The 22,825-nt window shown below is 62.7% G+C and carries 27 protein-coding genes; 11 read left to right on the top strand and 16 right to left on the bottom strand.

The window, feature by feature from the left end:
• Window positions 1-7: 7 nt before the first annotated feature.
• Both AC0L2D_RS14625 and AC0L2D_RS14620 read right to left on the bottom strand, forming a co-directional pair.
• Window positions 8-562 carry a hypothetical protein gene (locus AC0L2D_RS14625; RefSeq protein ID WP_473541402.1) on the bottom strand — a complete coding sequence of 185 codons (555 nt, stop codon included), beginning with the start codon at window positions 560-562 and terminating at the stop codon, window positions 8-10.
• A gap of 55 nt (window positions 563-617) precedes the next feature.
• Window positions 618-1,139, bottom strand: coding sequence for a hypothetical protein (locus AC0L2D_RS14620; protein ID WP_473541401.1), 522 nt, complete (start codon window positions 1,137-1,139; stop codon window positions 618-620).
• 164 nt (window positions 1,140-1,303) lie between these two features.
• Here AC0L2D_RS14620 and AC0L2D_RS14615 point away from each other — a divergent pair, with 164 nt between their 5' ends.
• Window positions 1,304-1,663: a hypothetical protein gene (locus AC0L2D_RS14615; protein ID WP_013532081.1), complete on the top strand. Its 360-nt coding sequence runs from the start codon at window positions 1,304-1,306 to the stop codon at window positions 1,661-1,663.
• Between the two features lie 14 nt (window positions 1,664-1,677).
• Here AC0L2D_RS14615 and AC0L2D_RS14610 read toward each other — a convergent pair whose 3' ends face one another.
• The 10 genes from AC0L2D_RS14610 to AC0L2D_RS14565 all read right to left on the bottom strand — a co-directional run bounded on the left by AC0L2D_RS14610 (window position 1,678) and on the right by AC0L2D_RS14565 (window position 9,664).
• Window positions 1,678-2,643 carry a DUF3592 domain-containing protein gene (locus AC0L2D_RS14610; RefSeq protein ID WP_473541400.1) on the bottom strand — a complete coding sequence of 322 codons (966 nt, stop codon included), beginning with the start codon at window positions 2,641-2,643 and terminating at the stop codon, window positions 1,678-1,680.
• A gap of 118 nt (window positions 2,644-2,761) precedes the next feature.
• Window positions 2,762-3,370, bottom strand: coding sequence for a class I SAM-dependent DNA methyltransferase (locus tag AC0L2D_RS14605; RefSeq protein ID WP_013532083.1), 609 nt, complete (start codon window positions 3,368-3,370; stop codon window positions 2,762-2,764).
• Window positions 3,371-3,596: 226 nt separating this feature from the next.
• Complete coding sequence (locus AC0L2D_RS14600) at window positions 3,597-4,694, bottom strand: glycoside hydrolase family 25 protein (RefSeq protein WP_027162631.1); 1,098 nt, start codon at window positions 4,692-4,694, stop codon at window positions 3,597-3,599.
• Between the two features lie 148 nt (window positions 4,695-4,842).
• The gene (locus AC0L2D_RS14595; RefSeq protein WP_013532085.1) at window positions 4,843-5,631 is read right to left on the bottom strand and encodes a phosphodiester glycosidase family protein; all 789 of its coding nucleotides are present in this window, start codon (window positions 5,629-5,631) and stop codon (window positions 4,843-4,845) included.
• Window positions 5,632-5,702: 71 nt separating this feature from the next.
• A complete protein-coding gene (locus AC0L2D_RS14590; RefSeq protein WP_473541399.1) occupies window positions 5,703-6,575 on the bottom strand; it encodes an undecaprenyl-diphosphate phosphatase in 873 nt (290 codons plus the stop codon).
• A gap of 189 nt (window positions 6,576-6,764) precedes the next feature.
• Entirely contained in the window at window positions 6,765-6,962 is a 198-nt protein-coding gene (locus tag AC0L2D_RS14585) for a hypothetical protein (protein ID WP_013532087.1), read from the bottom strand.
• 185 nt (window positions 6,963-7,147) lie between these two features.
• Window positions 7,148-7,546 carry a GFA family protein gene (locus AC0L2D_RS14580; protein ID WP_013532088.1) on the bottom strand — a complete coding sequence of 133 codons (399 nt, stop codon included), beginning with the start codon at window positions 7,544-7,546 and terminating at the stop codon, window positions 7,148-7,150.
• A 187-nt stretch (window positions 7,547-7,733) separates the two neighbouring features.
• Entirely contained in the window at window positions 7,734-8,690 is a 957-nt protein-coding gene (locus AC0L2D_RS14575; protein WP_224672927.1) for an alpha/beta fold hydrolase, read from the bottom strand.
• Between the two features lie 40 nt (window positions 8,691-8,730).
• Complete coding sequence (locus AC0L2D_RS14570; RefSeq protein ID WP_024504356.1) at window positions 8,731-9,216, bottom strand: SRPBCC family protein; 486 nt, start codon at window positions 9,214-9,216, stop codon at window positions 8,731-8,733.
• Window positions 9,217-9,415: 199 nt separating this feature from the next.
• Entirely contained in the window at window positions 9,416-9,664 is a 249-nt protein-coding gene (locus tag AC0L2D_RS14565; protein WP_013532091.1) for a ParB N-terminal domain-containing protein, read from the bottom strand.
• 197 nt (window positions 9,665-9,861) lie between these two features.
• Here AC0L2D_RS14565 and AC0L2D_RS14560 point away from each other — a divergent pair, with 197 nt between their 5' ends.
• A complete protein-coding gene (locus AC0L2D_RS14560) occupies window positions 9,862-10,278 on the top strand; it encodes an acyl-CoA thioesterase (RefSeq protein WP_027162634.1) in 417 nt (138 codons plus the stop codon).
• Window positions 10,279-10,293: 15 nt separating this feature from the next.
• Here the strand turns inward: AC0L2D_RS14560 and AC0L2D_RS14555 are convergent, their stop codons facing one another.
• Window positions 10,294-11,253 (bottom strand): LysR family transcriptional regulator, encoded by a 960-nt coding sequence (locus tag AC0L2D_RS14555; RefSeq protein ID WP_063171990.1) that lies wholly within the window; start codon window positions 11,251-11,253, stop codon window positions 10,294-10,296.
• Window positions 11,254-11,388: 135 nt separating this feature from the next.
• Between AC0L2D_RS14555 and AC0L2D_RS14550 the strand changes: the two genes are divergently transcribed.
• The 9 genes from AC0L2D_RS14550 to AC0L2D_RS14510 all read left to right on the top strand — a co-directional run bounded on the left by AC0L2D_RS14550 (window position 11,389) and on the right by AC0L2D_RS14510 (window position 19,851).
• Entirely contained in the window at window positions 11,389-12,171 is a 783-nt protein-coding gene (locus AC0L2D_RS14550; RefSeq protein WP_024504354.1) for an ABC transporter substrate-binding protein, read from the top strand.
• Between the two features lie 64 nt (window positions 12,172-12,235).
• Window positions 12,236-12,883 (top strand): amino acid ABC transporter permease, encoded by a 648-nt coding sequence (locus AC0L2D_RS14545; RefSeq protein ID WP_473541398.1) that lies wholly within the window; start codon window positions 12,236-12,238, stop codon window positions 12,881-12,883.
• A 12-nt stretch (window positions 12,884-12,895) separates the two neighbouring features.
• Window positions 12,896-13,555, top strand: a complete 660-nt coding sequence (locus AC0L2D_RS14540; RefSeq protein ID WP_013532096.1) for an amino acid ABC transporter permease — start codon at window positions 12,896-12,898, stop codon at window positions 13,553-13,555.
• Window positions 13,552-14,316, top strand: coding sequence for an amino acid ABC transporter ATP-binding protein (locus AC0L2D_RS14535; RefSeq protein ID WP_013532097.1), 765 nt, complete (start codon window positions 13,552-13,554; stop codon window positions 14,314-14,316). Before AC0L2D_RS14540 ends, AC0L2D_RS14535 begins: the two co-directional genes overlap by 4 nt.
• An 8-nt stretch (window positions 14,317-14,324) precedes the next feature.
• Window positions 14,325-15,968, top strand: coding sequence for a N,N-dimethylformamidase beta subunit family domain-containing protein (locus tag AC0L2D_RS14530; protein ID WP_473541397.1), 1,644 nt, complete (start codon window positions 14,325-14,327; stop codon window positions 15,966-15,968).
• Between the two features lies 1 nt (window position 15,969).
• The gene (locus AC0L2D_RS14525; protein ID WP_063171985.1) at window positions 15,970-17,355 is read left to right on the top strand and encodes an aminotransferase family protein; all 1,386 of its coding nucleotides are present in this window, start codon (window positions 15,970-15,972) and stop codon (window positions 17,353-17,355) included.
• A gap of 3 nt (window positions 17,356-17,358) precedes the next feature.
• A complete protein-coding gene (gene kce, locus AC0L2D_RS14520) occupies window positions 17,359-18,288 on the top strand; it encodes a 3,5-dioxohexanoate:acetyl-CoA acetone transferase (RefSeq protein WP_126069292.1) in 930 nt (309 codons plus the stop codon).
• A 25-nt stretch (window positions 18,289-18,313) separates the two neighbouring features.
• Entirely contained in the window at window positions 18,314-18,826 is a 513-nt protein-coding gene (locus tag AC0L2D_RS14515) for a GNAT family N-acetyltransferase (RefSeq protein WP_473541396.1), read from the top strand.
• Window positions 18,823-19,851: a histone deacetylase family protein gene (locus AC0L2D_RS14510; RefSeq protein WP_473541395.1), complete on the top strand. Its 1,029-nt coding sequence runs from the start codon at window positions 18,823-18,825 to the stop codon at window positions 19,849-19,851. Before AC0L2D_RS14515 ends, AC0L2D_RS14510 begins: the two co-directional genes overlap by 4 nt.
• Before the next feature lie 15 nt (window positions 19,852-19,866).
• Here the strand turns inward: AC0L2D_RS14510 and AC0L2D_RS14505 are convergent, their stop codons facing one another.
• The 3 genes from AC0L2D_RS14505 to AC0L2D_RS14495 all read right to left on the bottom strand — a co-directional run bounded on the left by AC0L2D_RS14505 (window position 19,867) and on the right by AC0L2D_RS14495 (window position 22,821).
• Window positions 19,867-21,132, bottom strand: a complete 1,266-nt coding sequence (locus tag AC0L2D_RS14505) for a cysteine desulfurase-like protein (protein ID WP_473541394.1) — start codon at window positions 21,130-21,132, stop codon at window positions 19,867-19,869.
• A 51-nt stretch (window positions 21,133-21,183) separates the two neighbouring features.
• On the bottom strand, window positions 21,184-22,251 hold the full coding sequence (locus AC0L2D_RS14500) for an aldo/keto reductase (protein ID WP_473541393.1): 1,068 nt from the start codon (window positions 22,249-22,251) through the stop codon (window positions 21,184-21,186).
• 114 nt (window positions 22,252-22,365) lie between these two features.
• Entirely contained in the window at window positions 22,366-22,821 is a 456-nt protein-coding gene (locus AC0L2D_RS14495; protein ID WP_473541392.1) for a hypothetical protein, read from the bottom strand.
• Window positions 22,822-22,825 lie beyond the last annotated feature (4 nt).

The following is a 22,825-nucleotide window of genomic DNA, read 5'->3' as shown; positions in this document are numbered from 1 at the left end:
GCGCTTCTCACCCCCTCGGCAAGACGCGTAGCGTCTGCTCGTCAAATAATGGCTCGTCCTGGCCGATGCGCACAAAAAGCAGGCTGTACCCCTCACCCGCGGGCACCTCGAAATACTGCATGCCGTCAGGCATTTCACCCCAGTCGCCGCAGGGCGGTTCGGGAATCTCGTCGGAGCTGGCAAGTGCTTTCAGCTCTTTCGCATAGGCGGCGTCGGGGCTGAATGTGTAGCGTTTGACGCCGGCGGGTACCGTGCCCTCGGTGTAAGGCGCCAGCACACAGCGGGCGCTGACGGCCTTGTTGGTCTTTTCCAGGAACAGGCGCTGCAACGCAGCCTCGGCGGTTTCGCCAGGCTTGATGTCAAAGACCTCGACAAGAGGGTCAGCCGCGCCGCCGTCGCTGTATTTGATGGCGAGCGCTTTGCCGGCGAATTCGAAATGGATCTGGCGGAAGCCGAAATCGCAGCGCTGCGTCCAGGCGGCCAGCCCGACAGTTTTGTCAGACAATTTTTCCCAGGCGCATTTGTCGATGGGCGGGCGCGACGGCGCCGGCTCGTCCGCCATGGCTGGTATCGTCGCGGATGCAAGCAGGGCACTGGCCCAGATGGTCGATCGCACGCTATTCATGGCTGCATCCTGTTAAAATGAAGGCGTCCCAGGCCGAACCGCCTGGATTGGCATTGGCGAAATCGGCTCCTTCGGTGAAAGCCACGCCGAAACCGGGCAAGAGCAGCCCTCTCGGCGCCGGTGTCGCTTCGCGCGAATTCAACTGCTCGGCGCCGCCGCCGGTCAAGGCATAGACCTGGCCCTCCCATAGCCTGCACAATCCGCTACCGTCCTGCAGGCCGCCTTCCCGGTCGTCGTCGGTGCAGGCGTGGCGAATGGTGCCGAGCGGGAAGGAATTCTTGCCGTTGGTCCAGGTGATGTCGGCGGGCAGGCTCGTGCCGGTGTTGGGCACGGCCAGCGAAAACACTTCGGCCGTCAGCGCCGCCGGCTCGTTGGCGAGCGGCCGGAATTGCACGACGGCACCCGAGCGCGGCTCCTGATAGGTGGCGTGGCTCAGGAGGCATTCTTTTGCCAAGGCCGCCTGCATCGGGCCGAGCAGGCCCAGGAGGAAGAAGGCCAGTATGCGGGTGATCATCCAATGTCTCTGGGAAAGCGTTGAGTCGGCCCGCACAGTCGCATCATCCGCGCAAAAGCATAGCAAAATCCGGAACGGCGGCGTTTGTCCGCTCCTGGACAAAACTTGTCCTCGCAAAATCCCACCAGCCTGTATGGTCGAGCGCACTGATCGAAGGAGTGGTGATGCGGCGTTTGGTGATGACGACGGCAATATCCGCATTCGCCGGTGGCTCCGCGCTGGCGGCGCCGCCTTATGTTGGGACATGGTCTAGCGACAGGCTGAACTGCCACGCGGCTCCCGACATCCAACGCGAGACTGTGTTCACAGTGGACCAGGCGTCGCTGTCGTTCCCCGATCTCGGCTGCGAGCAGGCGACGTTTCGCAAAAGCTCGACCGGCTGGGTGGTGCATGCCAGCCAATGCTACGGTTCCGACCCGTCGATCGAGGAGCCGTTCGCGCGTGTCATCCATATCGTCAGGCATGGGGCCACGCTGCGGTTCACCTGGCCTGGCTTCGACAGCGGACCGCTCGTCCGCTGTTGAAGGCGTCCGGCGCCTCAGACCAGGCCGACCAGAAAGGCGGCGCCACCGAGAAAGCCTGCCGAGCAGATCCATAACAGCCAGAGCCCCCGTACCCGGCATTCCAGCACCGCCGAGCCGGGGTTGGCGGGGTCATAGTGGACGTCGACCTTGCTGCCTTCGACATACTGCCGTGCCTGGCCGCCGACGAGGCCGGGCAACGAAGCCGTCACGGTTCCGCCGAAGGTCACACGATCGGCGCTGTAGCGCTGGCCGGCGACGTCATAGGAGTAGACGATGCGGGATTTGAAGACGGTGCGCCAGCGACCATAGCCAGAATGGTTTCGGAGCGCCTGCAGGCCCGAGGCATCGATGCGGCCGGCAGTGACCGGCCATTTTGCCGCCTGCTCGGCCATCGATTTCTGGACGAAGCCCATGCGCAAGGCAAACAGGCCCATGAACAGCAGCAGCGCCGCCGCGCCGAGGTTTTGCGGCTTGGGCAAATGCGGCCTGATCGCCTCCAGGACGCCGCCGACGGAAAACACCAGCACCAGCGCGCCGACCACCAGCCCGGCCGAGAGCTGGATCATGAACTTGAAGGCGCCTTCGGGCATGGTGCGCTCGATCACGGCTTTGCTCGGATCGGCCGGATTGTAGAAGACAGTCACCTCCGCGCCGCGGGGAAACTGGGCAAGGGTTTCGGTGACTTCGAAATTCCCCAAATTCTCCTTCACGCTGTAGCGCGAGCTTTGAAATTTCTTGCCGCCAACCTTGTATTCGAAGGTGATCGCCGGAAAATTGCGCATTTCGGTCGTATCAGTGCTGTCCGAACCAACGCCCGAGCTTCTGACCTCGCGTGCCTCGACGCGCGACGAGATGATCTTTCCCGGCGTCGGCAGCCAGCGGCTGAGTGCCTTCACCTCTCGCCATTTCATGAAGGTGATGAACGACAGCGCGCCCGCGACCACGCAGGCAAAGCCGACAAGCATGATCTTGAGTTCCAACTCGTCTCCCCCCAGGAGTGCAGGAACCCGCACATAGACAGCATGGCGGCGGCAATGTCTTGTATTTTCGCAAATCTGAAAAGGCTGAGCAGCGCAAACGGCAACAGCCCACGCCGCGTTATGCAGGCTTCACGGCCAGGAACGTGTTCCATTCTTCGCTATTGCGGCCGACGTTGAAATCGTCCCTGATGAGGACCAGCCCGGCGCCTTCGAGACGGGCGGCGAAGTCGTCCCTGCGCCAGTAGACCATGTGATATTCGCCTGATGTCTCGCCATCGCCATTGCGCATCGAGACGAGGAAGGCGCCGCCCGGGCGCAGCGACCCGGCTATCTTGGCAAGCACCTGGTCGGTCTGGTCGCGAGGCACGTGGATCAGGACGCATAGGGCAAGGACCGCGTCGTAGGGGCCGCCGAGATCATCGGTGATGAGATCGAGCAACTCGCCATGCTTACCACGCGCGGCCTGCAGCTCGAGAAACCGCTTGGTCGCGTCGGTGCGCCGAACCTTGACGCCCAAATTTTCCAGAAAATCCGCATCGTATCCGGCTCCGGACCCGACTTCCAAAATCCGACCGCCTGTGCCGGCGATTGCCACCAGGCGCTTGAGCGATGCCTGCTCCCTCTCGTTGGGAACATGGCGCACGATGGCATCATATTGTTCCGCATAATCCTCGTAAGCGCTGATCGTTTGACGGCTCTGTGCCAGAGCCTCCGATGACACACCCATCTTTTCCTCCCATGCGTCCTTGTTGGTCAAAGAGCCAGACACTTTCCTCAGCGAATGCTGCCGGCGGAAGCGTGTCCATCGAGCAGTCCGATATCGCGCTTGAAATGGTCCGACAGCGCACGCTGGTCAAGCAGGCCGCGTGAGCGGGTCGTGAAGGGAGCGGCGAAGAGGTCGAGGATCGGCGGACACCCGAGAAAGCGAACGACGCCAAGCCTGATAGCTTGTCTCAGTTGGCGTCGGCTACCGTCTGCCGGCCGCCGGCCCAGGCGCGCCATTGCCGTTCGTCGCCATGGAAGACATTGAGGTCTATACGGCCAGTGACGCCGTGCGACAGGCCGGAGCCGGAATACTGCCAGAACAGCCATTTGCGGCCGGGATAGACCTTTGACGGATGCTGGGCGACCGCACGCAGCCAAAACGGATAGTCGAGGAATTCGCCCCTGAGATTGTCGCGGTAGAAATCGGGCGCGGTGTAGATGATGGGCCGCTGGCCGTAATAGCGCTCCAGCTTGTCCATGAACACCTGCATCTTTTCCAGCACCTTTTCGCGCGACGGCCGCCGCTTGCAGCTGGACTCGCCGTTCCACTCGACGTCGATCACCGGCGGCAGCGCGCCTTCGACCCTGGGCACGTTGCGGATGAACCAGTCCGCCTGCTCGCCCGCAGTGCGGCACCAGTAGAAGAAATGGTAGGCGCCGCGCTTCAAGCCGGCGGCGTCGGCGTTGCGCCAGTTTTTCATGAACATCGGATCGAGGTGGTCGCCACCGTCGGTCGCCTTGATGTAGGCGAAGTTGGCGCCCTGCGCCCGCAGCTTGTCCCAGTTGACGTTGCCTTGCCAACGCGAGACGTCGACGCCGTGCACTGCAAGGCGGCGAGGCGAACCCTTGCCGAAATTGATCGGCTTGGCGTCGCGAAAACCGTAACGGGTGAGCGGCCCGGCAAGCATGGCCGGTGCCGCGCGCGTCAACAGCTTGGGCGGCGACACCAAGGCTGCCGGCTCGACCGGCAGCCCGCCGACATCAGGCACTTGGGGATCAGGCGCATCAGGTGCGGCAAACACCCCCGTCTCTTCCTCCTCCGCCAAGCCGAACGGGCGCGTTTTTTCCCCCGGACCGTTGTCAGACATGGGAGCCAGTCCGGCCCTTGCCGCCCTGTTGCCCCTTGCCGCCGGAGCAGCGGCGATCGGTGCCGGCGGCCGGATCACGGAACTGGTGGTCTCGTTGGAGGGTTTCTGCAAATCCAGCGCATCGACGCCGGCCGTTGACGAGCAGCCGGCAAGGCATAGCGATGCTATCAAAAAACTGACGACGCCCGGAATCCGCATCTGGACCTGTACTCAAAACACAACAGACCGAGGGCGAAACGACAGCCGACGGACAAACCGGATCAGTTATGAATGAGAAATTACCAATAAAGTTTGAATCAAGTTATTTTCGCCATACCGCATGCGGGTAAGCGCGGTGGAGACTGGCTCAGGATTTCCTGAAGACGCCGATCATCGGCCCGAGATTCCAGTAGTCGTCTTTGCGGCCGATGGCAGGCGCAAACAGGCTGGATATCGTGCCGTCGAGGAACAGCGCGTTATCGCAACCGAGCGCGTCGCGGAAAAGCCGGGCGAAGGCATGGAAGGTCACCGTGCCATTCGAAATCGCAAAGACCGCGACGCCATCCTTTCGCACCCCGACACCGTCGCGGGTTTTCCGCGAAGTGCCGTCGGCCTGGAATTTCGGATGCAGCTTGCCGTCGATCACCAGCATCGGCCCCGATTGCGTCGCATAGTCGACGGTCGGGCGCCTCTTCACGAAGTCCCTGGTGGCGCGGACCGCGGCCCTGCCGTCGCGTATGTAGAAAATGCCGTTCGGCTGCAGGGAAAAGTTGCCGCTTCCCGAACCCGTTTTCACCGACGCCATCTCCTGGCCGCGCTCGACATAGAGACCGACCGGCGCGAGGTTCGGGTGATACATGCCGGCATTGATGCCGAACAGCATCGTGCGCCCGATCGCTTGTTGCGCGGCATGCAGATTGTGCAGCGACTGAAACGGCTTGCCCGCCGCATCCTTCCAGAACAGCTCGAGCTGATATCGTTTCGGATCGACCTCGCAAACGAGATAGCTGGTCGCCTCGAAGGTGAAGTCCCGGCATGGCGGCAGCGAGACAACCCACTGGCCGAACGACGCGCCAAGCGCCGCCACCGACGGCAGCGCCCCCTTGGCCATCGCCAGCAACAGTGGCACCGATTGCAGGAGGGTCAAAAAATCCATGTGCGTACCGGAATCGAAGTTCGAGGTCCGGTACGGATATAGCCCGTTTCAAGCGATACTGTGGAACTGCCTCAGACGAGCCATCCCATGGCGACGCTCGACAACAAGACGATGCCGAGCAGGCCGCGATAGATGACGAACGGCCAAGCCGAGAAACGCTCCAGCACGCGCATCAGCCCCCATATGGCGAAGAAGGCGGAGACCGACGCGACGACCAGCCCGACAGCAAGCACCGACCAGCCATGGGCGTCGAGATGGACCTTGTGCAGTCCCCAGAGTTCCTTGAGGCCGGCGAGCGCGATGGCAGGCAGCCCGAGCAGGAACGAGAAGCGCGCCGCTTCGGCCCGCTTGAAGCCGAGCCCCAGTGCCGCTGTCAGGGTCGAGCCCGAGCGCGAGACGCCGGGGACAAGCGCGCCGATCTGGGCGATACCGACGAGCAGCGCATCGGTCAGCGACGCATCGCCCATGCTGCGCCGGTGACGGGCAAAGATCTCGGCCAGCGCCAGCAGGATCGCCATGGCGATGCAGGCCCAGCCGATCACCGTCAGGCTACGCAGCGGCGAATTGCAGGCGTTGAGCAGGCCCGACAGCGCAACGCCGGCGATGACGATGGGGATCGTCGCCAGCACGATCCAGAGCGCCAGCTTGAAATGCCGGTCGGCGAAATCGCGTCGCGCCAGAGCGTCGAGCGATCCAAACAGGATATCCCTGACGTCGCTCCAGAAATAGCTGACCACCGCGGCAAGGGCCGCAAGCTGCATGGCGGCGGAGAAGGCGGAGCCAGGATCCTGCCAGCCGAGTACGGCCGGCACGATGCGCATATGGGCAGTCGAGGAAATTGGCAGCAGTTCCGTGATGCCTTGCACCACGCCGAGGAACGCCACCTTGGCGAACCCCAGGCCGACGAAGCCCGTGTCGAGGCCTTGGGTGCAGATATCGGCCAAAATCGAATTCCGTGCATGAGAGATCGGAGTTGCGTGGACCAACCATCGGTCAATCCCGGGCAAGCCTTATCGTCATGGGCCGGATAATCAATTTACGGATTTGTAAGCTGGCACGCCGAGGTGCACGCCGTTCGAAAACCGGCCCACCTTGGGGCCGGCTTGAGGTACACAGGGAAAATCGCAAAGCGACTACGGGCAGAGCCAGAGTTTCTGGCATGTCCTGGCGATCACATGCGCCGGCGGCACTTCGGGCTCATCGGTCGAAGGCCGGCGAGCCCGTTCGAGCAGCATGCGCACCTGTTCGGGACGCACACGATCGCGCTCCATCACAAGCAGGACCATCGGATCGCTCAAAAGCTCGTCCAGGGTGCTGATGCTGTCGTTCATCCGTCGTCTCCTCGAATGCCGTACCCGCGACCCTTAAATAGGACGACAAAGATGGCTCGCCAATGACGCTTTGCCGGCTATCTCGTGTCGATTTGGATTAAATTTTGGCCATGCTTGCGCTCTTCCCTTCCCCTGGCGCTGCGCGTCGATCCACCTTCTTCCACAACAAGGGGAGAAGGGAAAAATTAGCCTGGCGGAGGGGCGCCTTCGTATTTCGGCAGGCCGTCATCAAGCACCAGCCAAGGCTGCTTCGAGGCCGTGAAAATATGCATTTGCGGCTTGAAAACCGTGGGATCGTCGAGCGAACCGGTGGTGATGCCGATAATGCCTGCGGAATCACGTCGGGAGAACAGCGTTGTGCCGCAGCTCGGGCAAAAGCCGCGCTTGAGATCCGGTGAAGAGCCTATAGTCGCCAGCGGCCCATCGATCGTCACGTCCTCGATGCGAAACAGCACGCGTGCGTTGAAGGCGGCGCCGATCGCCTTCTGGCAAAGCCGGCAGTGGCAGACGCGTTCGTTGATGGGAGCCGCGTCCGCGCGGTAGCGCACCGCCTTGCACAGGCATCCGCCCTCATATCTTGCCATTGTCTGGATCCACTGGTGGGAGAGAATAGGCGCGCAACGTATCGGCGGGGCCGATTGGGTCAATTGAAAAGCTTTGATGCAATGTCATCGCTTGTGCTGATGCGAGTTGGGATGAAGCCATAACGCCGAAAGCCGTCATGGAGCCACGGAATGCCGGCTGCCCGCCAACAGCCGGCGGTTTTGGCGTTCACTCCATTTCGCCGACGACCTCGTCCCAGGTCTTGACCTTGGTCTGGCCGTTTAGGAACGGCAGCGCGGCGGCCGTCAGCTCCGGGGCGAAGAAGACATCGTAGTGGGTGCGGTTGGGCAGGATCGCCAGGCGGTTCTGCGACAGGTTCTCGCGCATCCAGCCGGCGTCCTTCAGTCCGCCGCCGAGCATCTGATAGAACTTGATCTCGTGTTCGGGCTTATACATATCGCTGTCGCCATAGACCAGCATGACAGGCATCTTCAGCTTGGCGACATCGGCCGAGTAATCGCGGTTCTGACGCATGAAGCCGCCCAGCGCATCGAGGAGCTTCGGGAACTCCTCCGGATGCGGCGCCACCGCGACGTAGGATTTGTACATCGGCGTGTCCTTCATGAACTCAGCCGCGGCTGCGCTCACCTGTGCCTGCTGCGGACGCATCTCGTCATAGAAGCCGTCCGTGGCGTAGCCGGTCGATACCAGGACGAGGCGGCGCACCGCTTCGGGATGCTGGACGGCCATGCGGAAGGCGACGCCGCCGCCCAGCGAATAGCCCATGACATCGACCTGGCTGTAACCGAGCGCCTTGACGATGGCGGCCATGTCGTCGCCCATCGCCTCCACGGTGAATGGTCGGTCACCCAGCGCGGTGCGGCCGTGACCCTGCAGGTCGACGCCGATGACGGTGCGGTTTTCGGCAAGTTTCGGCAGGATCGGCGCGAACATATCCGTGGTGCCAAGACCACCATGCAGCAGAAGCAGCGGCTCGCCCTTGCCATAGATTGCATAGTAGTAGTTCAGGCCGTTGATCGTCAGAAGGCCGGACTTTTCCGGCTTCGGCAGTGCATTCGTTTCAGTCGTCATGGCAGGTTTTGTCTCCTCTGCATTGGTGATGCCCGGGCAGGCAAGCAGTGCTGCGGCCGAAGCAAAAATGGCGAGAAACAGGATTTTGAACATATCGATCTCCTCTCCTGTCGATATCAAGGCGTTATGCGGATCAAAGCGTTTTGGCGAGTTCTTCGAGCTGGTCGGCGCACTGTCCCCAGCCCTCGTGGAACCCCATCTTCTCATGCTGTTCGCGGTCGGCGACGCTCCAGTGCCTGACCCGAGCGATGTAGCGGGTCTTGCCGTTGCCCTCGTCCTCGAAGGTCAGCGCGACGGTCATGAACGGCTTTTCCGAAGGCTGCCAAGCCTCAGTGTAGGCGTCGGTGAGGACGATCTTCCTGCCGGCAACGACTTCGAGGAAGACACCTGGGTTGGGGAACTCGTTGCCGTCCGGGCTGGCCATGACGACAAGGCTCGAGCCACCGGCGCGCACATCCATCTCCGCGCGCGGCGTCGTCCACGGTTTTGGCGAGAACCAGCGCGTGATCAGTTTCGGATCGGTCCAGCAGCGATAGACGTTCTCGCGCGGCGCATCGATGATGCGGGCGAGAACCAGTTCGCGGTCGTTGGTGGGGGCGATGTCGAGCTTGGTGGTCATGATGGCGTCCTGCGTTTGATCTGGCTTCCGTCCCAAGGACGAGCCGATGAACCGCAAGCCGACATCGGCCAGCGAAAATTTTGCGACACCGTTTCGATTGACCCGAGGCGTCACTCACCTTCGTCATCCACGGGCGGAGCAGGAACGCAGCTCCGTCGCGGAGACCCGAGGATGACAAAGTGATCGATGGGCCAAAGCCTCAGTGGCGCTTGGCTTGCACCAGATAGGCCTCGATCTCGGTCTCGCCGAGCCACTTTGCCGCTTCCAGCCGGTGCAGGCCTTCGACGAGGATGTGGCGCTTGCCGTCATGGCGGACCTGGATCGGCGTCTTCATGCCGTTTTCCAGAATGTCCTCGGCGAGATGGCGGACGGTCTCGGGATGCAGCGTCTTCTTGCGCGCCGTCGGCACGTAGATCTCGTCGACCTTGACCTTTTGCACTCTGAGCATGCCGACCCCCGTGGCGGAAACGCCGCCAACCCTGAGATAGTCCGTTTGATGGAGGCGGCCAAGGGTGCGGCTAACGAATACGAAGTCCGAAGGCCATTCTCGGTTCGAAGATGCCAGGGACAGCAGATCGTTTGCCTGTCGTCGCGCGTTTCGATATTGCGTCTGCGCGATCGTCGAGGGCCACGGAGCAAATCCCCATGAGCAAATCTCTCGTCACCTTTGTCGGCGTCGCTCATCCCTGGATGTGCGACGTGATGGGGCACGTGAATGTGCGTCACTACGCGGCGATGTTCGATGATGCCAGCTTCCAGCTTCTCGGCCATATCGCCGGACAGGACGACAACCAGGCGTCGCAGATCGGATGGGCCGACGTGCGCACCGAAATCGACTATCGGCATGAAACGAAAGCCGGTGCGCTCATCACCATCCACTCGCATGTCGTGAAGATCGGCCGCACCTCCATCACCTTCGAACAGGTGATGTTGGGCTCGCTCGACGGCATTGTCCGCGCATCGAGCCGGACGACAAGCGTGCGCTTCGACCTTGCCGCGCGCGCCTCGGTCGCTCTGGACGAGCCGATGCGCGACCGCTCTTCGGCCTTCCTGATCGAATAAGCCTGTCTCCGCCCGTCAGCCTATGTAGATGCGGTCCTCGAGGGGCGTGTCGGCAATCAGCATCTGCAGCCCTGACAGCAGCGCCTTCTCGGCGCGGTTCATCACCTTGTCCGGATTGACCAGCAGGAAGATGTCGATGGCCGGCGGCGCGTCATAGGGCGGCAGCCGCCACAGCATTCCATCCGCCACGTCCCGCCGCGCGACGTGCAGCGGCAGCGGCCCAATGCCCAACCCGGCGACGATCATGCGCCGCACCTCTTCCAGGCTCGAGGACACGCCGACGACATCGGCGTTGAGCCGGGCCTCGCTGCGCAACAGCGCGACCGGCCGCAACGCATCCGAGATATGGTCGGTCTGGAACGATACCGAGGGCTCGCCCCGGAGATCGGTCAGCGTCAGCCCGGTTTGCCCGTAAAGCCTGTGCTGCGGCCCACAGAAGAAGCCGAAGAACTCGCGGTAGACCATCGCATATTCCAGCGCCGGATCGCGCTGGCTGACCAGGCAGATGCCGAAGGAAGCACGCCGGTCCCTCACCTGCTTGGCGACTTCGGTGCTTGCTGCGACTGAAATGGTGATGCTGGCGTGCGGGTAGTTGCTGTGGAACTCGGACAGCGCCTGATCAAAGAGCGGCGAGACGACATGGCTTGCCGTCGCGATCATCACATGGCCGGTAACATCGTCGCTGATGCCGCGCATCAGCAGCGGCAACTGCGATATGGTGCCGAACACCTCGACGCTCTGCTCGTAGAGAAGCCGCCCGACCTCGGTCAGTTCGAAGCGCGTCGCGTCGCGCTCGACCAGACGCCGGCCCACCCGGTCCTCCAGCCGCCGCAGAGCATTGCTGACGCTGGGTTGCTTGAGGTTCAGTCGCTCCGCAGCTCGCGTGATGCCCTTCACCTCCGCGATGACGACGAATGTCCGCAGAAGGTTCCAGTCGAGATCCCAGACCAGCCGTTCGGGGCGTGGAAGTACCATTCCTGATATCTATGCTCTTTATTCCCATTATCTATTTGCGCAATGATACCGCAAAGGCAATCATTGATGACAGGAAAGCGTCTGCACGCCTCCCAAGAACAAACCTTGCGCGCCATCCAGAGGAGAGGAAATCAGATGAACAGAGTATTTTCCGGCATCGCCGTTGCGGCCCTGCTGCTTGCGTCGACCTTCACTGCCGTTTCGGCCAGGGCCGACGACCTCGAAAAGATCAAGGCGGCGGGCGAGCTGAAGATTTCCATGAGCGGTCAGTATCCGCCCTTCAACTTCGTCAACGACCAGAATGAAGTCGTCGGTTTCGACGCCGATATCGGCAAGGCCATCGCCGAGCGCATCGGTGTCAAGGGCACCATCATCACCACGGCCTGGGACGGCATCATTGCCGGCCTGCTCGCCAACAAATACGACACCGTCGTTGGCTCGATGACGATCACGCCTGAGCGTGAAAAGGTGGTCGATTTCGTCGGGCCTTACTACCACGCCGGCCGCGCCGTTTTCGTCAGCGAGCAGTCGAAAGTGCAGAGCCTCGACGACCTCAAGGGCAAGACCATTGGCGTGACGCTGGGCGAGACGCATGAGAAATGGGCGCGCGAAAAGGGCGGCTGGGATATCCGTACCTACAAGGGCCTGCCGGAACTGCTGCTGGAACTGAGGGCCGGCCGCGTCGACGCGATAGTCGTCGACAACATTCCGGTCATGGTTGCCGTCAAGGAGACGGGCGAGAAGGTCCGCAAGCTCAACACGCCCGATATCGAAGGCGGCGCTGTTGCCATCGGCATCGCCATCCGCAAGGACAATCCGGAGCTCAAGGCTGCGATGCAGAAGGCGCTGGACGACATGCTGGCGGACGGCAGCTACGAAAAGATCTCGATGAAGTGGGTCGGCAGCGACATCCGCTGATCTCTCCTGGCTTCAGGCGACCAAAGCCGCCTGAAGCCGAGCGTTACTCCTGCTGGACCCTTTCATGGATTTCTCCTTGATGCAGCGCGTCTTCCCGTTCTTCGTGGAGGCCGCCTTGGTGACGATCGAGATCACGGTGTTGGCCCTGATCCTGGGCCTCGCGGCTGCTTCATTGGCCGCGGCCGCCAAGATGTCGAAATCGGCAATCCTGCGGACCATCGGCCCGGTCTATGTCAGCCTGTTTCGCGGCACGCCGTGCCTGATCCAGCTCTTCGTGCTCTATTTCGGCGGCCCGCAGATCGGCATCAATCTGGAGCCGTTCGCCGCCGGCGTTATCGGCCTCGGTCTCAACATCGGCGCCTATATGGCGGAATCGATCCGTGGAGCGCTGGTCGCGGTCGACAGGGGCCAGACGGAGGCCGCCCGCACAATAGGCTTCAGCCGTTTCCAGACCTTGCGCAAGGTCGTGCTGCCGCAGGCCGCACGGCTGATGATCCGGCCGCTCGGGGTCAATACGGTTGCTTTGTTGAAAGGATCAGCACTTGTGTCGACCATTTCAGTCGTCGAACTGACCTACACCGCCCAGCGCTTCATCGGCTCCACCTACAAGCCGTTCGAGATATTCGGCGTTGCAGCCCTGCTCTACATGATCATGGTCTACGCGGTTGCGCGGGTCGTCGACCTGCTCGACAAACGCTTCGCCATCGTCTGACCGGAGAGCACGATGCAAGGTTTGGATTTCACCGTCGTCGCGCCCTACTGGGACCTTCTGTTGATTGGTGCCTGGTGGACGGCGGTGCTGACGGTCTCGGCGGGCGCACTCAGCTTCGTCGGCGGCATCCTGTTCGCGGTCATCGTGCTCTACGCCCCTAAGATCGTTGCCTATCCCGTGCGCGCGCTCATGTGGGTGTTCATGGGCACGCCGCTGCTGTTGCAGCTGTTCCTGATCTATTTCGGCCTGGTGCAGATCGGCATCGACATTCCCGCCCTTGCCGCCGGCATTGTTGGGCTCGGCCTGCACTTTGCCGTCTACAATGCCGACATCATCCGCGCCGGCATCGTGGCCGTCGATGTCGGCCAGACGGAGGGTGCGCGCAGCATCGGCTTCGGCAAGTGGCAGACGCTGCGCCATGTCGTGATACCGCAAGCCATCCGCAACACGGCACCACCGATCGGCGGCAATCTGATCGCGCTGTTGAAGGAATCCTCGATCGTCTCGGTCATCGGCATCGCCGAGTTGGTCCATTCGGCCCAGCTGGCGATCAGCGAAACGTTCCGCCCGTTCGAGTTCTACATCACCGCAGCGGCGCTTTATTACATTCTCAATCTTGTGCTCGAGGCGGCTTTGCGTCGGTTTGAAAGACATGTGGAGGTTTCCCGATGAGCACGCAGCGGCCAATGGTCGAGGTTCGCGGCGCGCGCAAATCGTTTGGCGCCGTCGAGGTTCTCAAAGGCATAGGCCTGTCGGTCGATCGCGGGCAGATCGTCGCCATCATCGGCCCGAGTGGCTCCGGCAAGAGCACGCTGCTGCGCTCCATCAACCATTTGGAATCCCTGGACTCCGGTGAAGTCTGGCTCGACGGCGTGCAGGTCAACCAGAAGCTGCACGGCCATGCCTTCGAGCGGCACATCAACAAGGTGCGCCAGCAGATGGGCATGGTGTTTCAGCACTTCAATCTGTTCCCGCATCTGACCGTGATCGAGAACATTTCCATGGGACCGATCATCCTAAAAGGCATGACCAAAAGTGACGCGCATGCGCTGGCGCATAGCCTTTTGTCCAAGGTCGGGCTCGCCGACAAGATCGACGCCTACCCCTCGCGGCTTTCGGGCGGCCAGAAGCAGCGTGTGGCCATTGCCCGTGCGCTGGCGATGCAGCCCAAGGTGATGCTGTTCGACGAAGCCACCTCGGCGCTCGATCCGGAACTGGTCGACGAGGTCAACGCGGTGATGAAACAGCTTGCCGCCGAACACATGACCATGCTCATCGTAACGCATGAGATGCGCTTTGCCGGCGAAGTGGCCGACAGGGTGCTGTTCATGGATGGCGGCGTGATCGTCGAGGAAGGCCCGCCCGGCGATATGTTCCGCGCGCCGCAGAAGGACCGCACGCGCAGCTTCCTCAAGAAATATCTTTCCGCCTGAGGATGACCATGACCAGCCCAAACACGGAATTCCCCGATTTCGGACTGACGCCGGAGCAGCGCCGCCACGCGGTGCGCGGCCACTATTACGAGTGGCCAGGCATGGATGGCGAGCGCGGCGAGATCTGGTGCTACAGCGACCGGTTTTCCTATCGCGCCGGCGAAACGGTGGCTTTGCATGTCAGTTCGACAGCTGCGACGTTCGGCATCACAATCACCCGAGATGGCGGCAGCGAAAACAAAGTATTCGAGAAATCGGGCATCGCGGCACGCTGGCAGGACACACCCGACCAGTGTTCGGCTGAAGGCTGCGGTTGGGACCCATCCTTCGAATTTCGCGTCGGAGCGGGCTGGCCGTCCGGCGCCTATCGGGTCACGCTGACCGCCGACGGGCTCGACGGCAAGCCGATCCAATGCCACCATATTTTCATCGTCTGCCCGCAGCCGGGCCGCAAACCTGGCCGCGTGCTCCAGGTGGCGGCGACAGGCACATGGCTGGCCTACAACACCTGGGGCGGCTCCAACCACTATCAGGGCATCACCGGGCCGGATCGCAACCAGTATTCGCCCATCGTCTCGACGCAGCGCCCCTGGTGCCGTGGCTTCGTCGTGCTGCCCAAGGATGCGCCGCGTGTGCCGCTGGAGGTCGCTGTGCCGCCGAAGACCGTGCCGCGCTATCCGCACATGGAGTGGGCGCACGCCACCGGCCATTCGAAGAAATACGCTTCGTCCGGCTGGGCCAGCTACGACAGCCATTTTTTCCGCTTCGCCGAACAGGCCGGCTATGGCGTCGATCTCGCCAGCCAGCATGATCTGCATTTTTCGCCGGAAATTCTCGACGGCTATGACTGCGCCGTGTTCGTCGGCCATGACGAATACTGGACCTGGGAAATGCGCGATGCCGTCGACGCCTATGTCGAGCGCGGTGGCCATGCAGCGCGCTTTGCCGGCAATTTCATGTGGCAGACGCGGTTCGAAGACGAGGGCCGCCGGCAGGTCTGCTATAAATATCGCTCGCGTGCCGAAGATCCGGCCTATCTCCCAGACGGCGACGTCACCCGTGCCACCAATTCCTGGGAGGCGCCGGAAATCGGCCGGCCGGGTTCGGCGACCTTCGGGCTCAACGCGACGCGCGGTGTCTATGCCGGCTGGGGCGGCTGTGCACCGCGCGGCGTGCGTGGTTTCCCGGTCTACCGGCCCGAGCATTGGGCCTTCGCCGGCACCGGCATCTACTATGGCGACCTGCTGGGCGCCGACAGCCATGTCTATGGCTATGAGGTCGACGGGCTCGACTTCGAGATACGCGGCGGCCTGCCCTACCCGACTGCGACCAGCGGCGCGCCAGACGGCCTGCAGGTTCTCGCCGTCGGCATGGCATCCCAGGTCGAGGAAAGCGCCGATATCCCGATCGAGGACCAGTTCCTCACCGACGAAGACGGCCGCTTCACCGCCGAAACGCTGTTTGGCGAGGCGAGCGACGCCAATCTGGAAAAGGTCAAACGCGGCAACGGCATGATCGTCAATTTCCCGCGCGGCAAGGGCGAGGTGTTCCATGCCGGAAGCTGCGAATGGGTCGCCGGCCTGCTAAGACAGGACCCGATGGTCGAACGCGTCACGAAAAATGTCCTCGATCGTTACCTCGGAAAGTCCTGACATGTCGAAAGTCCAATCCGCCGTTCAAGAAACCGAAGCCCGGCGAGACTCGCATCTGTTCTATCTGTCCAGCCTGCGCCGGCCGCTGATCGACCGCGCCGAAGGCATCTACATGTGGACGCAGGACGGCCGCCGCTTCATCGATGGCTCGAGCGGCCCGATGGTGGCCAATATCGGCCATTCCAATCGCAATGTGCTCGACGCCATGAAGCGGCAGATGGACCGCGCCACCTTCGCCTATCGGCTGCATTTCGAGAACGAGCCGGCGGAGGAGTTGGCGCGGGAGTTGGCCGGCAAGCTGCCGGAGGGCATGGACCGCATCTTCTTCGTCTCCGGTGGCTCGGAGGCGACGGAATCCTGCATCAAGCTGGCGCGGCAATGGGCGGTCGCCACCGGCCAGGCCGGCCGCTGGAAGGTGATCACGCGTTTTCCCTCCTATCATGGTGGCACGTTGGGTTCGCTCTCGATCACCGGCGACGATGCGCTGGCCGAAACGTTCGAGCCGATGATGCGGGTGATGCCAACCGTGCCGGCGCCGAATGCCTGGCGCGACCGCGACAATCTCTCGATTGAGCAGCGCGGCATCCGCTATGCCGACATGCTGGAGGAGAAGATTCTTGCGGAAGGCCCGGACAGCGTGGTTGCCTTCATCATGGAGCCGATCGGCGGTGCGGCGACCGCGGCGCTGGTGGCGCCGGACAGTTATTATCCACGCATCCGCGAGATCTGCGACCGCTACGGCATCCTGCTCATCCACGACGAAGTCATGAGCGGTGCCGGCCGCACCGGCAAATTCCTCGGCGGCGATCACTGGAACTGCAAGCCAGACATCGTCGCCTTGTCGAAGGGGCTGGGCTCCGGATATGCGCCGCTTGGCGCACTCGCCGCACCGATGCGGCTGGTGCAGCCGTTGCTCGCCTCCGGCGGCTTCCAGCACGGCCACACCTATGCCGGCAATCCGCTGGCCTGTGCCGCTGGCCTGGCTGTGCTCGGCGAAATGGACCGGCTCGACCTGATCGCCAATGCGGCAGCCATGGGCGATGTGCTGATGGACGGGCTTAAAGGCCTGGCGAAGCGGTTTCCGTTCCTTGCCGACGTGCGTGGCAAGGGCCTGCTCACCGGCGCCCAGATGGTCGCCGATCCCGAGACCCTAAAACCGATCGACCAGAACAAGAAAGCCACGCAGCGGCTGCTCGACCTCGCCTATGAACGCGGGCTGATCATCTATGGCCGCAGGGTCAAGGGCGGCGTCGACGGCGACAATTTCATGGTCGCGCCACCGATGATCGTCACGGCCGAGCAGGTCGGCGAGATCATCTCCATCATCGGTGACTCGCTGGAGGTTCTGGCCGCCGAGCTCGACCTGCCGGTCGGAGGCCAGGGGTAAGAAATGGCACCGCGAAAAGTCATCATCACCTGCGCCGTCACCGGCTCGGTGCACACGCCGTCCATGTCGCCCTATCTGCCGGTGACGCCGGACCAGATCGCCGCAGACGCGATCGCGGCGGCGGAAGCCGGCGCCTCGATCCTGCATCTGCACGCCCGCGACCCCAGAGATGGCCGCCCGACCGCCGATCCGGACGTCTACATGCAGTTCCTGCCGCGCATCAAGCAGGCGACCGATGCGGTGATCAACATCACCACCGGCGGCTCGTCGCTGATGACGCTGGACCAGCGGTTGGCAGCCCCTTTGCGGGCCGAACCAGAAATGTGCTCGCTCAACATGGGTTCGATGAATTTCGCGCTGTTCCCGATGCTCGACAAGCCAAGGGAATGGCAGCACGAATGGGAGCCGAAGCTGCTCGAAGCGACGCGGGACACGATCTTCAAGAACACCTTCGCCGATATGGAAGGGGTGCTGGAAAGACTGGGAAAGGGCTGCGGCACGCGCTTCGAATTCGAATGCTACGATGTCGGCCATCTCTATTCGCTGGCGCATTTTCGCGATCGGGGGTTGGTGTCGGGACCGCTGTTCATCCAATTCGTCCTTGGCATATTGGGCGGCATCGGCGCCGACCCGGACAATCTCGTCCACATGAAGCGGATCGCCGACAAATTGTTCGGCGACAGCTACCAGTTCTCGGTGCTCGCCGCCGGCCGCCAGCAGATGCCGCTGATCTCAATTGCAGCAGCCATGGGCGGCAATGTCCGTGTCGGGCTGGAGGACAGTCTCTATGACGGCCGCCAGCTGGCGAAATCCAATGCCGATCAGGTGCGCCGTATCCGTGGCATTCTCGACGGGCTGTCGCTGGAGGTTGCAACGCCAACCGAAGCGCGCGACATGCTGGCGCTCAAGGGCGGCGACCGGGTGGCGTTTTGAGATGCTGATCTGAGATGAACCTGCAATGATTGCCTCGCCCAAAATCCGCCTCCGCCCCGGCCGAGTGGAAGACGTCGAAACCATCCACGCCGCGATCCTGAAACTCGGCACGCATATCGGTGCGCCGGAGGAGATCATTTCGACAGCAGATGATTTGCGCACCTACGGCTTTGGTGAAAAGCCCGCTTTCTCCACCCTGATCGCCGAAGTGGGCGGCGAGTTTGCCGGCCTTTGCCTGCATTTCCCGATCTTTTCGACATGGATGGGGCGGCCTGGCGTCTATGTGCAGGACCTCTATGTCGAGGATCGTTTTCGCGGCCGCAAGATCGGCGAGCGGCTGCTGCGGCAAGTTGCGGCGCAGTGCCGGAAGGAAGGCGGCGTCTATCTCCGGCTGTCCGTCGACACCGACAATGAAGGGGCCAAGGCCTTCTACGAGAGGCTGGGCATCGCCTGGTCGAGCTACGAACAGACCCAAAAAATCATCGGCGAGGCCTTCTTTGCTTTCGCCGACGCGCCGGAAAACGGGGATCAGGAATGAAAGCCTTCTATGCCGAGGAACAGAAGCGCCACGACCCCAAGGCCTTTCTTTCGAGCGGCGCGGCACAGTCCAATCCGGAAAAGCCGGAGCGCATCGAGAGATTGTTGGTCGGCGCACTATCTGCGGGTTGCACGATCGAGCGACCTCGGGATCATGGGCTCGGCCCGGCCGCGGCGGTGCACACGCCGGAATATCTGGATTTCCTCGAGCATATCTACGTGCGCTGGCAGCGCATCGAGGGCGCTTCGGCCGAAGTGATCCCCAACATCCATCCGATCGCGCGCAATGGCTCCTATCCGGCCTCGGCGGTCGGCCAGGCCGGCTATCACATGGCCGACACTGCCTGCCCGATCTCGGGCGAGACATGGCAGAGCGCGCTATGGAGCGCCTGGAGCGCGGTCGATGCGGCCGAGGCGGTGATATCAGGCGCACCGGCCGCCTACGCGCTGTGCCGCCCTCCCGGCCACCATGCCTTTGCCGATGTCGCCGGCGGCTTCTGTTTCATCAACAATTCGGCCGTCGCGGCGCAGGTTCTGCGCAAACAGGCCGCACGGGTGGCGATCCTCGATGTCGACCTGCATCACGGCAACGGCACGCAAGGCATCTTCTATGCACGGCCGGATGTGCTGACCGTCTCGCTGCACGCCGATCCGGTGCGCTTCTATCCGTTTTTCTGGGGCCATGCCGACGAGCGCGGCGAAGGGCCCGGCCTTGGCTACAATTTCAACCTGCCGCTGCCGCGCAAATCCGCGGACGCGGCGTTTCTCGAAGCGCTCGAGGTGGCCTTCCAGCGTATCCGTGCCTTTTCGCCCGACGCGCTCGTTGTGGCGCTCGGCCTCGACGCGTTCGAGGGCGATCCGTTCGGCGGACTTTCGGTGACGACGCCTGGCTTCTCGCGCATCGGCGAGGCCATCGCAAAGCTCGACCTGCCGACGGTCATCGTCCAGGAGGGCGGCTACCTCTGCGACGAACTCGGCGACAATCTCACGGCGTTCCTCACTGGTTTCGGCGGCAAGATGCGGTGAATGCTCAAGCCAGCGTCAGGAGCGCTGCTGCCTGAGCATGGCGATGACCCGATGCACACTTTCCAGCGTTTCGTCGATTTCGGCTGCCGTGTTGTAGTGAGCAATGCCGATGCGCACGACGCCATGCTCGGCTGGAATGCCGAGCTGGTGGACGATCTCCCAGGCGTAGTTGTGACCGGACCACAGGAAGATGTTTTCGGCGTTCATCTGCCGCACGATTGTCTCCGGCACGATGCGCTCGACCGTGAAGGAAACCGTCGGCACGCGATCGCCGAGCCGCTTCGGGTCAGTGATGCCGTGGACGGTCAAGCCCTCGATATCGGACAGGCCGTCGATCAGTTGTTGCGCCAACGGGTTTTCGTATGCGATCGAAGCCGCGAACGCCTTGGCGATCTTCTGCCTTCTTGAACCGCCCTCGCCCGCCGCCGCGCCAAGGTCGGCAAAGTAGTCGACCGCGGCGGTGAGGCCGGCCATCAGCTCGATCTGCGGCGTGCCGAGTTCGAACCGCTCCGGCAGACCGTTGGAAGAGCAGCGGCATTTGTAGGGCTCCAGCGTCTCGATGACATCACGCCGGCCCCACAATATGCCCATATGCGGTCCGAAGAATTTGTAGGCCGAGCAGATCAAAAAATCGCAGCCGAGCTCCTGCACGTCGATCAGGCCGTGCGGCGCGAATTGGACGGCATCGACATAGACCAGCGCACCGGCATTCCTGGCTATCGCAGTCAGCGCCTTCACCCGGTTGATCGAACCGGTCAAATTGCTGGCGTAGTTCAACGCGACCAGCCGTGTCTTCTCCGAAAGCAAGCCAGCCAGCGTCGCCTCCTCGACCTGCCAGCTGGTTTCGTCGAACGGCAGCCAGCGCACGACGAGGCCGTGATCCTCGGCCAGTTGCAGCCAGGGCGAGACGTTGCCCTCATGGTCCATGCGGGTGAGGATGATCTCGTCACCGGGCTGCATCGTGCGGCCGAGCGTGCGCGAGATGTGGTAGGTCAGCGTCGTCATGTTGGCGCCGATGACGATTTCCTCAGGGCTTGCGGCGCCGAGGAAATCGGCCATGGCCTCATGTGCCTCATCGACGACGGCCTGCGCGGCAATCGTCGTTTCGAAGTAGCCGCCAAGGTTCGCATTGGTGGTCAAGAGACAGCGCGATACCGCATCCGCCACTGCCTGTGGCACCTGCGTGCCGGCAGGGTTGTCGAGATAGATGCGGCGGCGGCCCTTGTCGGTCAGAGAGAGAGCGGGAAATCTCCCCCGGATAGCCTCGATCGGAAAATTCATTGCCGCCCTTCTCCCATTGTAATCGTTGGATATTCGGCCAGCAATCCCCGTTCAAGGACAGGGATTGCCGACCCGCTGGTGGATCGCATCCACCGCCTTCTGCATTTCGTCGGTCCAGACGACGTCGACGGAAGACAGCGCCATATCGAGCTGCGCAACGGTCGTCGCGCCGACGATGTTCGAGGTTACGAACGGCCGGCTCGAGACAAAGGCGTTGGCAAACAGTGCCGGCTCCAGGCCAAAGGAGCGCGCCAGCTCGTTGTACTCAAGTTGCGCTTCGGCGGCACCTGGCGTCTCGTAGCGCTGGCCGCGGTTGAACAGCTGCGTGCGCGAGCCCTGTGGCCGCGCGCCGTGGTCGTACTTGCCGGTGAGATAGCCCTGCGCCAGCGGCGAATAGGGCAGCAGCGACACCTGCTCGCGCTCGCAGACCTCGGCGAGATTCACCTCGAAGGTGCGGTTGACGAGATTATAGGCGTTCTGGATCGACGCGACGCGCGGGCCGATACCCTGGTCGGCTTCGGCAAGGAACCGCATCACGCCCCAGGAACTCTCGTTCGACAGGCCGAAATGCCGGATCTTTCCTGCCTTCACCAATTCGTCAAACACGGCAAGCGTCTCGGCGATCGGCGTTTCGCCGGCCGGTGCGCCGACGGAATCGGCGCGTGGCGACACGGCGCCGACGCGCGTCGGGTTGGCGCCCCAGGGGATATCCCGCTCCGGCCAGTGGATCTGATAGAGGTCGATGTAGTCGGTGCCGAGCTTGGCTAGCGACTTGTCGATGGCGTCAAAGATATCGGCGCGCACCAGTTGCGACGGCCTGTCGCCGCGAAACCAGCTGTTGGCCGTGCGGCCGACGACCTTCGAGGCCAAGATCACCTTGTCGCGGTTGCCCTTGGCCTTCATCCAGCTGCCGATGATATTTTCGGTCCGCCCCTGCGTCTCCGCCTTGGGCGGGATCGGATAGAGCTCGGCAGTGTCGATGAAATTGACGCCGCGCGAGAAAGCCAGGTCCATCTGGGCGTGGCCTTCGGCCTCGGTGTTCTGCTGGCCCCAGGTCATGGAGCCCAGGCAGATCTGGGTAACAAGAAGATCAGTCCGACCGAGACGGCGTTTGTGCATGGAATTCGGCTCCGGAGGAAGGCTGGCGCGACTGCGCGGAGGAGCCGCATCTATAGGCAAAGCAGAGCCGCTCTCCAAGCCTCGCCAGGCCGACTTTTGCGTGAACCAGCCGGGTTAGCGGCGAGCACCGGCCAGTGCACGACGCTTGGCCTCATCGATCAGCATGTTGGCCACTTGCATTCGGATCATGGCGCGCTGGCGCAAATGTGGGGCGACGCGGTCGGGATGGTTGGCAAAGGCAAAGCTGCGGCGCATACGGCCGAAATCGGCGATCTGCTTGGGCTGATTGAGGCCGAGTTCGACGGCGATGGCTTCGGGATCGATCGGCGGCAGTTTTTCCTCGGGCTTTGGCTCTTCGCCGGCGAGAACCAGCTTGGCATGATCGAGCAAAGCGGCGAATTCGGTCGCCAGATCCGCGCCCGCCTCGCGATATTCGGCAGCGGAAACCTTGATGCGGCCGGAATGGAGTTCATCGGCCACCGAAAGATAGTCGAACGGGATGGATGGACGAGCGCCGGCCGCTTCGCCCTCGCCATTCTTGTCGGGGGCGATGAAGAGGTCGTCGAGCAACGAA

The organism is Mesorhizobium sp. WSM4833 (genome assembly GCF_055811095.1).
Note: the sequence above shows the minus strand (reverse complement) of the source record. Positions and strands in the feature narration are given on the sequence as shown.